General features: G+C 60.5%; 13 protein-coding genes. 7 read left to right on the forward strand and 6 right to left on the reverse strand.

The window, feature by feature from the left end; translation table 11 throughout:
- The first annotated feature begins 83 nt into the window (after positions 1 to 83).
- The 3 genes from I6G90_RS13680 (at position 84) to I6G90_RS13690 (ending at position 1,663) form a co-directional block, all read left to right on the forward strand.
- Positions 84 to 488 carry a nitrous oxide-stimulated promoter family protein gene (locus I6G90_RS13680; protein WP_197927936.1) on the forward strand — a complete coding sequence of 135 codons (405 nt, stop codon included), beginning with the start codon at positions 84 to 86 and terminating at the stop codon, positions 486 to 488.
- A gap of 112 nt (positions 489 to 600) precedes the next feature.
- Positions 601 to 1,098, forward strand: a complete 498-nt coding sequence (locus tag I6G90_RS13685; RefSeq protein ID WP_139710731.1) for a GNAT family N-acetyltransferase — start codon at positions 601 to 603, stop codon at positions 1,096 to 1,098.
- Positions 1,099 to 1,195: 97 nt separating this feature from the next.
- Entirely contained in the window at positions 1,196 to 1,663 is a 468-nt protein-coding gene (locus I6G90_RS13690; protein WP_182938355.1) for an outer membrane lipoprotein, read from the forward strand.
- A gap of 68 nt (positions 1,664 to 1,731) precedes the next feature.
- Here I6G90_RS13690 and I6G90_RS13695 read toward each other — a convergent pair whose 3' ends face one another.
- Positions 1,732 to 3,060: an IS4 family transposase gene (locus I6G90_RS13695; protein ID WP_197927937.1), complete on the reverse strand. Its 1,329-nt coding sequence runs from the start codon at positions 3,058 to 3,060 to the stop codon at positions 1,732 to 1,734.
- Positions 3,061 to 3,181: 121 nt separating this feature from the next.
- Positions 3,182 to 4,609, reverse strand: a complete 1,428-nt coding sequence (gene amt, locus I6G90_RS13700) for an ammonium transporter (protein ID WP_042655723.1) — start codon at positions 4,607 to 4,609, stop codon at positions 3,182 to 3,184.
- Positions 4,610 to 5,114: 505 nt separating this feature from the next.
- On the opposite strand from amt, the gene I6G90_RS13705 reads away from it, so the two are divergent.
- Complete coding sequence (locus tag I6G90_RS13705) at positions 5,115 to 6,038, forward strand: GGDEF domain-containing protein (RefSeq protein ID WP_197927938.1); 924 nt, start codon at positions 5,115 to 5,117, stop codon at positions 6,036 to 6,038.
- A gap of 90 nt (positions 6,039 to 6,128) precedes the next feature.
- Here the strand turns inward: I6G90_RS13705 and I6G90_RS13710 are convergent, their stop codons facing one another.
- The gene (locus I6G90_RS13710) at positions 6,129 to 6,749 is read right to left on the reverse strand and encodes an outer membrane beta-barrel protein (RefSeq protein ID WP_111809252.1); all 621 of its coding nucleotides are present in this window, start codon (positions 6,747 to 6,749) and stop codon (positions 6,129 to 6,131) included.
- 250 nt (positions 6,750 to 6,999) lie between these two features.
- On the opposite strand from I6G90_RS13710, the gene I6G90_RS13715 reads away from it, so the two are divergent.
- Positions 7,000 to 7,638, forward strand: a complete 639-nt coding sequence (locus tag I6G90_RS13715) for an exopolysaccharide biosynthesis protein (protein ID WP_042062170.1) — start codon at positions 7,000 to 7,002, stop codon at positions 7,636 to 7,638.
- A 66-nt stretch (positions 7,639 to 7,704) separates the two neighbouring features.
- On the opposite strand, the gene I6G90_RS13720 is transcribed toward I6G90_RS13715, so the two are convergent.
- Together I6G90_RS13720 and I6G90_RS13725 are read right to left on the reverse strand one after the other, a co-directional pair.
- Positions 7,705 to 8,979, reverse strand: a complete 1,275-nt coding sequence (locus I6G90_RS13720) for an amino acid permease (RefSeq protein ID WP_197927940.1) — start codon at positions 8,977 to 8,979, stop codon at positions 7,705 to 7,707.
- A 472-nt stretch (positions 8,980 to 9,451) separates the two neighbouring features.
- Entirely contained in the window at positions 9,452 to 10,342 is an 891-nt protein-coding gene (locus tag I6G90_RS13725; protein WP_111809249.1) for a sensor domain-containing diguanylate cyclase, read from the reverse strand.
- A gap of 348 nt (positions 10,343 to 10,690) precedes the next feature.
- Here I6G90_RS13725 and I6G90_RS13730 point away from each other — a divergent pair, with 348 nt between their 5' ends.
- Complete coding sequence (locus I6G90_RS13730; RefSeq protein ID WP_197927941.1) at positions 10,691 to 11,008, forward strand: DUF6968 family protein; 318 nt, start codon at positions 10,691 to 10,693, stop codon at positions 11,006 to 11,008.
- Between the two features lie 23 nt (positions 11,009 to 11,031).
- Positions 11,032 to 11,667 (forward strand): Vat family streptogramin A O-acetyltransferase, encoded by a 636-nt coding sequence (locus I6G90_RS13735; protein WP_197927943.1) that lies wholly within the window; start codon positions 11,032 to 11,034, stop codon positions 11,665 to 11,667.
- A 105-nt stretch (positions 11,668 to 11,772) separates the two neighbouring features.
- Here I6G90_RS13735 and ppc read toward each other — a convergent pair whose 3' ends face one another.
- Positions 11,773 to 14,406, reverse strand: coding sequence for a phosphoenolpyruvate carboxylase (gene ppc, locus I6G90_RS13740; RefSeq protein ID WP_197927944.1), 2,634 nt, complete (start codon positions 14,404 to 14,406; stop codon positions 11,773 to 11,775).
- Between the last annotated feature and the right edge of the window lie 110 nt (positions 14,407 to 14,516).

Genomic DNA, 14,516 nt, shown 5'->3' on the forward strand with positions numbered 1-14,516 from the left:
CAGGGCCTGCGGGCCCTGTTTTTTTATCGCCCCTTTTGACCTGTATCAACACCCCGAACGAGCAGGTCAGGAGAATGGCGGCCATGAAAAGTCATCATGCCAGCCCAGCCCGGGGCTCACACGCCGCAGCCAGCAAAAAGGCGAGTGACCACCCCAGACTCATGCGCGAGCAGCAGACGGTCAGCGCCATGATCCGCCTCTACTGCGACCACCATCATCAGGATCCCCACTGCCGCCACTGTCGCCAGTTGCGGGATTTCGCCCATCAGCGCCTTCGTCGCTGCCGTTATGGCCACGGCAACAAACCCACCTGCGCCAACTGCACGATCCACTGCTACGCCCCGGCGATGCGCAAAGAGATCCAGCAGGTGATGAAGTGGAGCGGCCCGCGCATGTTGCTGCGCCACCCCTGGCTCACCCTCCGTCATCTGCTCGATGGCTTGCGCAAAGCCCCCAAACAGCCCCAGAGCCGGCCACTGCCACCATAACCGCCAATCCCTTGCATCCGGCAGGGGATGACCACTACCCTATGACTCCTTTTCTGCCGTTGACCCAACCGTCAGCGGCGTTGCTGATCCGCTTGCTGCCGATGGAGTCCTGATGCACCACAACCCGCCCCTGCTACGCCCCGCCACCCACCATGACATGCACGCCATCTGGCAGATCGATGCCAAGGTCTTTGGCGACGATGTCTATCCCGCCTTCTTCTTCCGTCAGGCGATGGACTTGTGGCCCGAGCTGCTGTTGGTGGCCGAGTACGAGGGGCAACTGGTGGGTTATGTGCTGGGTGGCGTTGGTCAGGAGCGGTCGCAAGGCTGGGTGCTCTCGCTGGCGGTACTGCCCGAGGCACGCGGTTTCGGTCTGGCCGAGCGAATGATGCGCCAGATGGAGGCCAACCAGCAGGCGCTGCAGATCAGCGAACTGCGGCTCACGGTCGATCCGGTCAATCCGGCCCAGCGCCTCTACTACCGGCTCGGTTACACATTGCAGGCGGAGGTCGCCGACTATTTCGGCCCCGGAGAAGACCGTCTGCTGCTGGTGAAAACGCTCTCCGGTACAGCTGCGATTCAAGGACAAAACCGGTTACAGAACGCATAATTGGTTACATTTTGCCGATTTCATGTGTGACGGGGTTGGAGTAGAGTTCACTCATCAACCGGATTGTTCAAATTACGTGCAGCCCAGGAGGCCCACCATGTTGAAGCGTATGACCCTTATTGCCCTGCTGGCAGCGACCACCATCACCGGATGCGCCAACAGTGACGTTTACTCCGGCGATGTGTACACCAAAGACCGCGCCAAACAGGTGCAGACTGTCAGCTACGGCACCATCATCTCCACCCGCCCAGTGAAGATCCAGGCCGATGAGAACTCACTGGTGGGCACCATTGGCGGCGCCGTGGTCGGCGGCCTGCTCGGTAGCACCATTGGTGGTGGCCGGGGCAGCGATATCGCCGCCGCCGGTGGTGCCATCGCCGGTGCAGCGGCAGGCAACGCCATCGGCAACAAGGTGAATCAGGTCGACGGCGTCGAGCTGGAGATCAAGAAAGAGAGCGGCGAAGCCATCGTGGTGGTGCAGAAAGCCAGCCCCACCTTCGTACCGGGCGCGCGGGTGCGCATGACCCAGGGCAATGGCAGCATCAACGTGGCCGTCGTGAATTAAGCGTGTGAACTCAGGTTTCGCCACGCTCGAGTTATAAAAAAACCGCCGGAACCGGTAATGCCAGTCAGTTAAGCCTGACTGGCATTGTTTTTATTGGCTTTTTTCACACTATACCTCTGTGGCCTTGGCTTCACGCAGCGGGGGTAACTTCGCTCCCTTCGTGCCGGCAGCACAAACTGCCCCGCCTGTTTCTCCAGGTCAGCTACCCGCTTCGGGATAGTACCCGGTGACAGGTACGGCATGCAGCTCAGTTCATGGATGAGATACACCGACGCCATGTGAAAACTCAGCTGACTCGCCGTGTACCCCTTCAGGCTCGCCGCCATCTTCACCATCTGGCTGCGCAGCAGGTTGTACGCCAGCAACACGCCCCACAGCTCTTGCCGTATCCCCGTCGCCTTCTTGCTACGCAGGGTCAGTCGATGTTGTTGCAGGCTGTGCTTCATCTCCCGATAGCCCAACTCGATTTCCCAGCGATGGCTGTAGAGTTCAGCGATGTCAGTCCCCGGGAAGCGCATCGGGTCGACCATCGAGGTTAACACTTGGCGCTCCTTGCCGTTGATGTTGCGAGTCAGCAAGCGGGCTTCCACCGTATCCGGCAGTTGTGGCCACTTCTTGCGTGCCTGTGGACTGGTCGTCAGGCGCACCAGCACATCCTGGCGCCCCAGCTTGCGTACCACCTCGTATTGCGTGCCCTTTTTGAGCGGCAGCAGCCAGTGCCGCTCGCTACCCGCAGTTTGCCAGGCATGTAGCAGACCGAGGGAGTAAAACCCCTTGTCGAACAGGGTCAGCGAGTGGTCCGGCGTGCGCGCGACAAGCTGTTCGGCCAGCACCATCTCGTTGACGGCGCAGCTCTCCATGACAGCCTGAACAAGCAGGTGACTGGTCAGCTCCATCTGGCAGAGCATGCGTACCTGCGGATAGGCTGTCTCGCCATGCTGGGTGCCGGGCTTGGCAAACGCGGCGGTATTGTCCAGGGTATCGGGCGTGCGCCACATCACGCCATCGACGGCGAGCAGTTGCAGCCCGGCCCAGCCGGGGTGATTGGCCTGCTGGTGCCAGAGCGAGGCTGTCTCGTGAAACAACCGCTCGATGCTCTTGTCCCCGAGCTTTTGGCGGGCTTGCAGGAAGGCGCTGGGGGCAACAAAGGGACGGTCACCGGGCAACAGGATATCGAGCTGATTGACCAGCTGGGTCATGGGGACATGGCGGAACATGGCCATGCCGATGATGGCCCAGACCAGGCGCTCCATGGGCATGCGGCGACGGCGCAGGGTCACGACATCCTCTTCGGCGAGCAGAGTTGTGATGAGCTCGGGGGAAATGAGGTCGGAGAGTGACTCAAACTGAGCGGGATTGCTGGCGTGGAGGAAGTCGAGAGCCTGTACGATACGCATAAAAAATCCGAAACCAATCAACAGGTTTCGGATTTTTACACATCAGGAGGATCGGTCAATGGATCCTTAACTGATCGGCATTAGCCGGAACCGGCGGTTTTTTGTTATCTGACGTTCAGGATTACATGCTGTAAGCCTTCTCGCCGTGGGAAGTGACATCCAGCCCTTCCCGCTCGGCATCGCCGTTCACCCGCAGACCCACCAGCATGTCGACCGCCTTGAAGGCAATCGCCGCCACGGCACCGGACCAGAGGATGGTGACACCAACCCCGATGGCCTGGATCTTCACCTGAGTCAGGATGGAGTAACCCTCGGCAACCTGATTGGTGACATAGTCCCACACCCCGGTGCCGCCCAGATCCGGGCTGGCAAAGACGCCGGTCAGCAGGGCGCCGAGAATGCCGCACACCCCGTGCACGCCAAACACGTCCAGACTGTCATCGGCCCCCAGCAGGCGCTTGAGACCGTGGACACCCCACAGACCCGCCACACCACTGATAAGCCCCATTATCAGACCACCGCCCACTCCGACGAAACCGGCCGCCGGGGTGATCACCACCAGACCGGACACCGCGCCAGAGGCCGCACCCAGCAGGGAAGGGCGTCCTTTCATCACCCACTCGGCCAGCGTCCATGACAGCGCTGCCGCAGCCGGTGCCACCCAGGTGTTGATAAAGGCGAGTGCGGCGATACCGTTGGCTTCCAGCGCGGAGCCGGCGTTGAAACCGAACCAGCCGAACCAGAGCAGGGAGGCGCCAATCATGGTCATGGTCAGGCTGTGCGGGGTCATGGGATCACGACCGTAGCCCAGACGCTTGCCCACCAGATAGGCCCCCACCAGACCCGCCACGGCGGCGTTGATGTGCACTACGGTGCCGCCGGCGAAGTCCAGCGCACCATGCTGGAACAGATAACCGGCAGTGGCGGTCGCGGTTGCTGCGGCCTCGGCGCTGGTATAGGCATCCGGACCCGCCCAATACCACACCATGTGAGCCAGCGGGATATAGGCGAAGGTGAACCAGATCACCGAGAAGAGCAGCACGGCAGCGAACTTGATGCGCTCGGCAAACGCCCCCACGATAAGGCCGCAGGTGATGGCGGCAAAGGCCCCCTGGAACACCACATAGATCAGCTCGCTGATCCCGACACCCTTACTGAAGGTGGCGGCGATGGAGTCAGGCGTCACCCCCTTGAGCAGCACCTTGCTGAAGGAGCCGTAGAAATTGCCCCCCTCGGTAAAGGCCAGCGAATAGCCGTAGATCACCCAGAGCACGCAGATGAGGCAGAACAGGGTAAAGACCTGCATCAGCACGCTCAGCATGTTTTTGGCTCGCACCAGACCGCCGTAGAAGAGGGCCAGACCGGGGATCGACATCAGGATCACCAGCGCCGCCGAGAGCAGCATCCAGGTGTTGTCACCCTTGTTGATTGTCACGGCGGCAACCGGTGCCACCGCCGCCTGTACCTGAGCGACCTCTTCGGCCCAACTTGGGGTAACCAGCAAGGCAGGCAACATCGTCAGACCAGCCATCATCCATTTTTTGACCATAGAGCACTCTCCTTCCCTGTCGTACCGGTACGAGACCGGCTCCATTTCCCTGATTGAATCTGTGGCGAGCCGCAAGGTGTTGCAGCAACCCGCCAGAATCACACCCGTGCCCGGCACGGGGATGTCTCTTGCTACCTCCTCATCACTGCGTCTGCCGCCGATGACAGCAAGAGACCGTCTGACAGATAATAAGCATAAAGCGGGCCATAAATTTAAATCCTTTAAAATCATAAAATTAACTATCGACGAAACCCCGCTTGCACCAACATGGCGCGCTGACTGCGCCAACCCGCCCAGGGCCGCCCTGTCACAGGGCAGGCGATAACGTGCGCACCATAAGTGCGCAAACCCGGGGCCAGCCCACAAGCTGACGTCATCGATATCGCCTGCTGAGGGCCCGCTCGTTTACACTGACAGACCAGCCGCTTCCTGTTATCCGACTACGGCATACCATTACGCAGCCCCTTGTTTGCAAGGTGATGGCAGGCCCAATCCGAGGAACACCATGCAGTTCGATCGTCTCGACATCAGACTCTCCCACTACCGCCATCTCGACCGGGAGCATCGTGCCCACATCATGCTGCTGGGGGGATTGATGCTGGTCATCATGGTCCTTCATCTGTTGCTGTTGCCCCATTTCCCGTTCGCTCGCCTTCATGTCATCAGCTTTGGCTTCGAGGGGATCAACTGGCTGACCATGCTGTTCCTGTTCTGGGTGGTGCAGTGCGCCCCTCTGCCCACCAGAACCTATCGCCTGCTCTGCTACGGCCTGATGTTGTGGATCATGGGCGCCACCGCCGACATCATGGACGAGCTGGTCGCCCAACCACTCTGGATCGCCATCTATGCCGAGGATCTGCTGCGATCCAGCGGCATCCTGCTCAGCAGCATCGGCATCCTGAGCACCATGCACCACCTCTTTCACGTCAACGCCCAGTTCAGACAACAGGCGCTGTTTGACGATCTGACCCGCCTGCCAAACCGGCGCTACTTTCATCAGCAGCTGTTTCTGGAGCAGGGCGAGTGCCAGGGGCTCATCCTGCTGGATCTCGATCACTTCAAGGTGATCAATGACAACTACGGTCACGATATCGGGGATCGGGTGTTGCTGCAGTTTGGCGAGCTGTTGCAGCAGCACTGCCCGCCCGGGGCGCTGGCAGCCCGCATCGGCGGAGAGGAGTTTGCCCTGCTGCTGCCCGCAGCAAACGAAGCCCGCTTACAGCAACTGGCCAACACCCTGCTGGCGGCGACCCGCGCCATTGCCCCTGACCCGGCCCATCCCCTGACAGTCAGCTTGGGGGTGGGGATCCGCGAGCCTAAGGAGTCGGCAATCTCGCTGTTCAAGCGGGTGGATCAGGCGCTCTATGGCGCCAAGGAGGCGGGCAGAAATTGCGCCGTGTGGGCAACCCCGGTCAATCACGGGACGTGAGCATCTGCCGGAGCAATGATGAGCGCTGCAGCAAACATCCAGACAAAAGGGGCCATACGGCCCCTTTTTCCAGCATGAAATTGTTGCAGCTTAAAAGCGGAAGGTGAGACCGATATTGGCCTGCCACTGGGTCACCAGCTCGCCCCGCACCTTGAACACGCACTGCTCCGGGTTGCAGAGAAACTGGCTGCTGTCGTTGACCAGCGAGCCATAGCCGCGCACCTCGGCCCGCAGCGCCAGATGCTCGGCGAGGCGCGGTTGCACCCCGAGCGCCAGCGACATGGAGGGGGTCACCTCGCTGTCGTAGGCGGCGAAACGGGTCACCCCGATCCCGGCGCCGATATAGGGCGCCATCAGGTTGTCAGAGAGGGTCAGCGCACCGGCAAAGTGCAGGGTATCGACCGTCAGGCGATCAGGCTGGTCGGGAGAGAGGGTGGTGGACTGGTGGCTGTAGAGCAGCTCGATCATGCCGGGATCATCCACCTCCTTGCTGATAAAGAGGCCCCAGCTGCCGGAGCTCTGCCCCTGCAGTGAATCGAGCGAGGCAGAAAGCGGCACCGGCTGCACCTCATCGCTCTTCTCGAAGTCAATGGACGAGCTGTAGCCGAAAAACGGCGTCACCTGCCAACCGGATGTGGCCGCGCCCTCGGCACTCCAGACCTGCCCGAATGGCAGCAGCAGCCCCATTATCACGATCCCTGCTCTCTTCATCATCGATCCCTGAACTGAATGTGATTGTTCAAAGAGCATACCAGAGTCATCCTGCTCCAATCCTAAATGGCGGCTGTACCGGTTCAATTTCATGGCGGTGATCACACTCACCGATGGCGCTGCAGGCCAGCACCACTGCCGCCGCCATGTGCCCCTGCCACCATTCATCAACGGTTAACCTCTGCCACGTATGCTGGCGCCAAATCGGGCCATAGGGGCCCGTTATCACCACTCAGAAGGACATCAGGGAATGGTTGCCGCGCAACTCAACGACCCCAAAACCACCCTCGCGGATACCCTGAGGGCCACCGCGCATGCCATCGACGAGAGCCATATCAGCCTGCGCCAGATGCTCGCGCTGGTGGGTGAGCAGGGCATGCTGCTGTTTTGCGTGCTGCTCACCGTCCCCTTTCTGCTGCCGGTCTCCATTCCCGGCGTCAGCACCCCGTTTGGCCTGCTGATCCTCTTTATCGGCATCGGCATCACCCTCAACCGGGTGCCCTGGCTGCCCGCCATGCTGATGGAGCGCCGCTTCGCCGCCGATCAGCTCAAGCCCACCCTGCACAAGGGAGCGGATCTGCTGGCACGGGTCGATCGCGTGATCCGCCCGCGTCTGCTGTTGCTGACCGGCAGCAGCACGGTCAACCGCTGCAATGGCCTGCTGATCATGCTGGCCGCACTGCTGCTGATGCTGCCCCTGGGCGCCATCCCCTTCACCAATGCCATGCCTGCCTGGGCCATCCTGCTGCTGGCCACCGGCATGTTGCAGCGGGACGGCCTGTTCGTCGCCAGCGGCTATCTGCTGGTGAGCGCGACCCTGGTCTGGTTCAGCGTGCTGGCCATCGGCTTGCTAATGGCGGGCCAGAGCGCCAGCGGCCTGCTCGGCTAAACCCGATGCACAGAAAAAGGGCGACCATATGGTCGCCCTTTTTGATTTGTGCGGGATACCGCCCGGTCAAAGCAGATCGTAGATAAGGGCCGAGATGGCAAGCAGCCCCATCACCAACACAAAAAGGGTACTCGGCCCGCGATAACGCTTGAGTGCGGGCAAGCGATAAATGGAGCAGGCTGGCAGCAGAAACAGGATCACCGCGATCAGCGGGCCACTGACACGCTCGATGATGTCGAGCACATTGGGATTCAGATAGGTGATGACGGCGGTCACCATAAACAGGATCACCGACGACACCCGGGCGATGGTCGACTCTCTGAGGGAGAGCCCCAGCCCCTGACAGGCACCGCTCACCATGCTCACCGTCCCCTCGCTCACCCCCATGGAAGTGCCGAGGAAGGATTTGGACATGGCCAGAATGGCGATGAGCGGCCCCACATAGGCGATCAGCGGGTTGGAGAACTTGTTCGCCAGCGCCGACAGCACCGAGATATTGTCGGTGCGGGCCAGCGCCATCTCCGCCTGACTCAGGCTCATCACGCAGCTCACCACGAAAAAGAGCACACTGCCGCAAATCAACATGCTGCTGCACTTGATGATCCGCTTGGCGCGCAAGTCGGCACTCTCCTGACAACGCTTCTTCTGCGCCGCGCTGAAGGAGGAAATAATGGGCGCATGGCTGAAGGAGAACACCATCACCGGCACGATCAGCCAGAGGGATTTCCAGAATGCCGGATCACGCCAGTCCACCGCCTGACTCTCGCTGAAATAGGAGAGGCTCCACTGGGGCAACAGATAGATAGAGAGGCCAATCAGAAAGGCGACCATCGGCAGTGCCAGCACGCTGATGGCCGACACCACGATCTGTTTGCCAGCCAGCAGGATTAGATGCAGACCCAGCATCACCCCCAGCACCAGCAGGCCACGCGGCAGCTCGGCGTTGCCCAGTTGGTGGACCACGAAGCTCTGGATCGCATTAGTGATGGAGATGCTGTAGACCAGAATGATGGGGTAGAAGGCCATCAGATAGACCAGCATCAGCAGCTTGCCCGCCTTGGCACCGAAGTGCTCCTCCACCACATGGGTGATATCCCCTTCCCGATGGGAGCTGGAGAGCACAAAGCGGCTCAATGCCCGGTGGGAATAATAAGAGAGCGGAAAAGCCAGCAATAAAATAAACAGCAAAATAACCGGAGAATTACTGCCAACAGTAATAGGGAGAAATAACGTACCGGCACCGACAGCCGTGGCATATAAGCCCATGGTCCATACCGAATCGCTTTTCTCCCATTTCAACTTTGAAACATGGTGACTCTTTTCAGCAATAGAAACACTCATTGCAATATATACCTTATTAGTCTGTCATCATTATTTTTATTGGCCCAAATAACAGGCTGGAGATATGTCATTGCATATCGCCCTGTACATGAAAAAACAACGCCGCCAGCGGCCAACAGGGCCACCGGAGGAAGACGGAGCTGCCACGCTACCATCGTTGAAATCGCTATCCGGGTCAAGGTTAATAATTCATGACTGTTTGAATCGGATTGTTTCAAAAGAGAGCGAGATGTGTCACATCCGTCACCCAAAACCCGATTCAAGTCTGTTTGATAACATACCGATAAAACCTCATCCTGTTGCCCAACAATACAAATAAGACCAGCGATCAGGCCGATAATATTAACACCTTAGCCAGTGGAATATGAGTGAAATAATACGGCGAACTTTTCCACTAATTGACAGTGATGTCAGCCAAATTATTGATGGCAAAAGGACAGGTCATTTCTGGCCAATAACAGGGCCAATCAGCTCAGCGTGCCGGGCAGTGTGCCACCCGGTTGCGCCCTGCCCGCTTGGCCCGGTAGAGCCACTCATCGGCACGGGCCAGCGCCTGATTGATCTCCTCCTCCGGCCGCACCAGGGTCGTGCCCAGACTGACTGTCATAGCGACCGGATCGGCAGGCAGCGCTTCGACGGCGGCGCGGATCTGCTCCGCCATCTGCAGCAAACCGGCTTCATCGATCCGTGGCAGCAGGATCAGAAACTCCTCACCACCGCTGCGCACAAAGAGATCGTCCGCCCGCAACAGGGCATCGATGCAGCCACTGAAGCGCTGCAACGCCCGATCTCCCTGCTGATGGCCGTAACGATCGTTGATCTGCTTGAAGTGATCGATGTCGAGCATGATAAGGCCACAGGGCGCATCCCCTGCCCGCAACGACTGACAGTGCTCGAAGAAAAAACGGCGGTTGTAGAGGCCGGTCAGCTGGTCGGTTTCACTCTGGCGCAGCAGTCGCTGCTGCAACTCGAACTGACGGGTGATATTGCGGGTCACCCAAGCCACCGCCCGCTTGCCGTCATAGAGGGAGGGCAACGGCGCAATCTTGCCCTCGAAACGCTGCACCCCTTGCGGCCCGACGGCGGCGTTGATCCCCCCCACCTCGGCGGCGGAGAGCTCATACTCCACCACCCGCACCTGACCGCTTGCCAGCGACTCGGCCACCTGCGCCTTGACCCACATAGCCATCTCGGGGGGCAGCACATCGGCCAGCTGTTTGCCCGCCAGCGGATTGCCATCGTGATAGGATTGCTGCTCCATGCCGCCGATATATTCCACGTAATAGCCATCCTCACTGAGGATAAAGATAGGGTCTGGCAGTTGGGCCATCACTTCATAAAGCTGGGTTACCGAAAGCGCCACGGAGACTCCTGTACTTCAGCGTCAAACAGGGGGGAGATATTCTGCCTCAAGAGGACTCAACGGCCCTCATCGACCCGGATGGTTAATTTACCGCCACAGCCAACAATCCTTTACATCTAGCCGCCCGTCAACATCTCGGCCAACACCGATTACCAGCGTGCTCCGCCTCCCGACCCCGCGCTCGCTCACAGTAGCGAAAGCCCCCTCATCCGGTCGCGGATATCCCATTGTTTCAACTCACAAGTTCATTTACGCTGGCCGTCCTGAGTCCAGTTTTCAGCTCATCAGCCATCAGGGAGCCAGCCACCCGCAACCGCAGGGGCTGTACCACGGAAAAGGAATCGCCAGATGAAAAACGCCATCGTCACCGCCCGCTTCGACGCCATCAGCACCGAAGGGGAACAGCTCGTCCTCAAGATCGCCATCAAGGCCCCCGAGCCGGATCCCAAGTCCGCCAGCGGTGACTGGCGCTGCAAGGTGAAGCTGGCGGGGCTCAGCGACAAGACTTTTATCTACGGTGTCGACAGCCTGCAGGCCCTGAGCCTCGCCATCAAATTTGTCGAAACCGAACTGTGCGCCTTCTCCGATGCGGGTTGGCAATTCTATCTGCCGGGCTGCCCCGATCACCCCATCGACATGAGCGCCTGCTACTTTCCGGCGCTCTAACCCGGCCAACCCAAGGAGCCCTGATGCACGGACCCGATCCCGCCAATCCCCACCCCATGAACGGTTTCCCCCAAGTGTGCTTTATCAAGAACACCATCAAGGGGCCCAATATCGAGGTGGGTGACTACACCTATTACGACGACCCGGAGGATTCGGCGGGCTTCGAGCGCAACGTCCTCTACCACTTCCCCTTCGTCGGCGACAAGCTGATCATCGGCAAGTTCTGCGCCATCGCCCGCGGGGTGAAGTTCATCATGAACGGCGCTAACCACCAGACCTCCGGCTTCTCCACCTACCCCTTCTTTATCTTCGGCAACGGTTGGGAAAGTTCCACCCCCGCACCGGGCAGCCTCCCCTACAAGGGGGATACCGTGATCGGCAACGATGTCTGGATTGGCTATGACGCCCTGATCATGCCGGGGGTAAAGGTCGGCAACGGCGCCATTATCGCCGCCCGATCCGTGGTCACCGGTGACGTGCCCGCCTACGCCGTGGTCGGTGGCAACCCGGCCAAGGTGATCCGCTACCGCTTCGACGACGACACCATCGCCCGTCTCAACGCCATCGCCTGGTGGGACTGGCCGGTAGAGCAGATCAGCCGCAATCTGGCGCTGATAAGCGGCGGCGAAATAGCCACGCTGGAAGCGGCAACCCGCTAGAGGCAACCTGCAAACCCAGCAAGATCGTAGAAACAACAAAGGGCGCCTTGTCGGCGCCCTTTGGCTTGATTGATATTGCTGAAGCCTGCTGGCTTGGGCTGGCTATCAACCCGTATTACGCATGCCTGCGGCGATACCGGCGATGGTGACCATCAGCGCCTTGTCCAGCTCGGGGTGCAGGGTCTCCGGGTGGTTGCGGGAGCGGTTGAGCAGCTCGGCCTGCAGCACGTTGAGCGGGTCTGTGTAGGGGTTGCGCAGCTTGATGGACTCCTTGATCCAGGGCTGATCCTCCAGCAGATCCCCGCGCGGGCTCAGTTTCAGCACCACCTCGATGGATTCGGCGAGCTCCTGACGCAGCTGTTTGCCAAGGCCCCACAGCTCCTGCGGCACCAGACGGGTGTCGTAGTACTCGGCGAGCCAGACGTCCGCCTTGAGGAACACCATCTCCAGCATCTCGAGGCGGGTGCGGAAGAAGGGCCACTGGGCGCTCATCTCTTCTAGCACCGCCAGCTTGCCGCCGTCGATGGCCTGTTGCAGCGCCTTGTGGGCACCGAGCCAGGCCGGCAGCATCAGGCGGTTCTGGGTCCAGGCGAAGATCCACGGAATGGCGCGCAGGCTCTCGACGCCGCCGTTGGGTTTGCGCTTGGAGGGACGGGAACCGAGCGGCAGCTTGCCGAGTTCCATCTCCGGGGTGGCGGCACGGAAGTAAGGGACGAAGTCCGGATGACCGCGCACGATACTGCGGTAGTGATCGCAGGAGTCGGCGGCCAGCTGCTCCATCACCTCGCGCCAGCACTCTTTCGGCTTGGGCGGCGGCAGCAGGTTCCCTTCCAGCACGGCGCTGGTGTAGAGCGCCAGACTCTTGATCGCCACTTTCGGCAGGCCGAACTTGAAGCGGATCATCTCCCCCTGTTCGGTGGTACGCAGACCCCCGCGCAGGGATCCCGGCGGCTGGGAGAGGATCGCCTGATGGGCAGGCGCACCACCACGGCCGACGGTACCGCCACGGCCATGGAACAGGGTGAGGCGGATATTGTTGGCTTCGGCCAGACCCACCAAGGATTCCATGGCAGCGTACTGGGCCCAGCCAGCGGCCATCATGCCCGCATCCTTGGCGGAGTCGGAGTAGCCGATCATCACGTACTGACGGCCCTGAATGTAGCCGCGATACCAGTCCACCGAGAGCAAACGCTCCATCACGGCGGTGCCTGCCATCAGGTCATCCTGGGTCTCGAACAGCGGGGCGACCGGCATGCGGAACTTGCAGCCCGCCTCTTTGAGCAGCAGTTGCACCGACAGCACATCGGACGGTGCTCCGGCCATGGAGATGATGTAGATACCGAACGCATCGGGGTCGTGCTGGGCGATAACCTGACAGGTATCCAGCGTCTCGCGCACCTCGGCACTCGGCTCCCAGTCGTGGGGAATGAGCGGGCGGCGGGAGCTTAATTCAGTGAGCAGGAAGGCCTGCTTGTCATCTTCGCTCCACTCGGCGTAGTCACCCAGGCCCAGATAGCGGGTCAGCTCGGAGAAGACCAGCCCATGACGCTCGCCATCCTGACGGATATCCAGCTTGACCAGATGGATGCCGAAACAGGCGACCTTGCGCAGCACGTCCAGCAGCATGCCATCGGCGATGTTGCCCATGCCGCAGGCGTGCAATGAGTGGTAGCAGAGCTCCAGCGGCTCGCGCAGCTGGGCGGTGGTGGTGATCAGGTCGCGACTCTCGCTCACCTGCCCTTGCACCTTGGCGGTGAGGTGCTCCTTGGTTTCGCGCAGCGCTTCACGCAGTTCGCGCACCAGCGCACGGTAGGGCTCGGGGTGATCGCCAACGCGGGCGCGCACGTCGTCGGTACAGTCGGACATGGAGAGCTCGGAAGTGAGCTCCTTGATGTCTTTGTAGAACAGGCTCACCGCCATCCAGCGGCCCAGCTCCAGCACTTCGGCAGTCACCTTGGCGGTGACGAAGGGGTTGCCGTCGCGGTCACCGCCCATCCAGGAGGTGAACTTGACCGGCGCGGCATCCAGCGGCAGCCGCACACCCAGATGGTGTTGCAGACGCTCGTCCAGATTGCGCATGAATTCGGGAATGGCTGGCCACAGGCTGTTCTCCACCACAGCGAAGCCCCACTTGGCCTCGTCAACCGGAGTCGGGCGCTGTTCGCGGATCTCGTTGGTGTGCCACGCCTGATTGATCAGCTGTTCGATGCGATTGAGGATCTTGTCCCGCTCGCGGGGCAGCAGGTCGGAGAGCTCCAGCGCCTCGAGGCAGTCGTTGAGCTGCACATGCTTGTGGATCAGGGTGCGACGGGTCACCTCGGTGGGGTGAGCGGTCAGCACCAGATCGATATCCAGCTCGCGCACGGCCTGAATGATGGCCTCTTGCGACAGGTTGGAGGCTTTCAGCTTGTCGAACATCTGCTCCAGCGGATCCGGGGTGCAGACCTGCTCTTCGCAGCGACGGGAGATGGTGTGGAACTGTTCCGCCACGTTGGCCAGATTGAGGAACTGGCTGAAGGCGCGCGCCACCGGCAGCAGCTCGCTATCACTCAGGGTGCGCAGGGTATCGAGCAGACGTTCCCGGTCTGATTCATTGCCCTTGCGGGAGGACTTGGCCAATTGGCGAATGGTTTCGATCTTGTCGAGAAAGGCCTGACCCTGATGATCCTTGATGGATTTACCCAGCAGCTGACCCAGCATGCCTACGTTGGCGCGTAGTGCGGCGTACTTTTCGTTCATTCCACATCCTTATCTTGTTGGTGCCTGACACCCATCCGGGGTGCGAGACGACCTCACTTATTGTTGTGCGATTACAACATATGCTCCGTCATCTTAGGGTGACAATCTAC

The organism is Aeromonas allosaccharophila (assembly GCF_016026615.1).
GTDB lineage: Bacteria > Pseudomonadota > Gammaproteobacteria > Enterobacterales > Aeromonadaceae > Aeromonas > Aeromonas allosaccharophila.

Bases quoted from the DNA above. Each gene is read 5' to 3' on its own strand.
- I6G90_RS13690 (WP_182938355.1), top strand. From the start codon at position 1,196: ATGTTGAAGCGTATGACCCTTATTGCCCTGCTGGCAGCGACCACCATC.
- I6G90_RS13710 (WP_111809252.1), bottom strand. From the start codon at position 6,749: ATGAAGAGAGCAGGGATCGTGATAATGGGGCTGCTGCTGCCATTCGGG.
- I6G90_RS13705 (WP_197927938.1), top strand. From the start codon at position 5,115: ATGCAGTTCGATCGTCTCGACATCAGACTCTCCCACTACCGCCATCTC.
- I6G90_RS13735 (WP_197927943.1), top strand. From the start codon at position 11,032: ATGCACGGACCCGATCCCGCCAATCCCCACCCCATGAACGGTTTCCCC.
- I6G90_RS13720 (WP_197927940.1), bottom strand. From the start codon at position 8,979: ATGAGTGTTTCTATTGCTGAAAAGAGTCACCATGTTTCAAAGTTGAAA.
- I6G90_RS13680 (WP_197927936.1), top strand. From the start codon at position 84: ATGAAAAGTCATCATGCCAGCCCAGCCCGGGGCTCACACGCCGCAGCC.
- I6G90_RS13715 (WP_042062170.1), top strand. From the start codon at position 7,000: ATGGTTGCCGCGCAACTCAACGACCCCAAAACCACCCTCGCGGATACC.
- I6G90_RS13685 (WP_139710731.1), top strand. From the start codon at position 601: ATGCACCACAACCCGCCCCTGCTACGCCCCGCCACCCACCATGACATG.
- amt (WP_042655723.1), bottom strand. From the start codon at position 4,609: ATGGTCAAAAAATGGATGATGGCTGGTCTGACGATGTTGCCTGCCTTG.
- ppc (WP_197927944.1), bottom strand. From the start codon at position 14,406: ATGAACGAAAAGTACGCCGCACTACGCGCCAACGTAGGCATGCTGGGT.
- I6G90_RS13695 (WP_197927937.1), bottom strand. From the start codon at position 3,060: ATGCGTATCGTACAGGCTCTCGACTTCCTCCACGCCAGCAATCCCGCT.
- I6G90_RS13730 (WP_197927941.1), top strand. From the start codon at position 10,691: ATGAAAAACGCCATCGTCACCGCCCGCTTCGACGCCATCAGCACCGAA.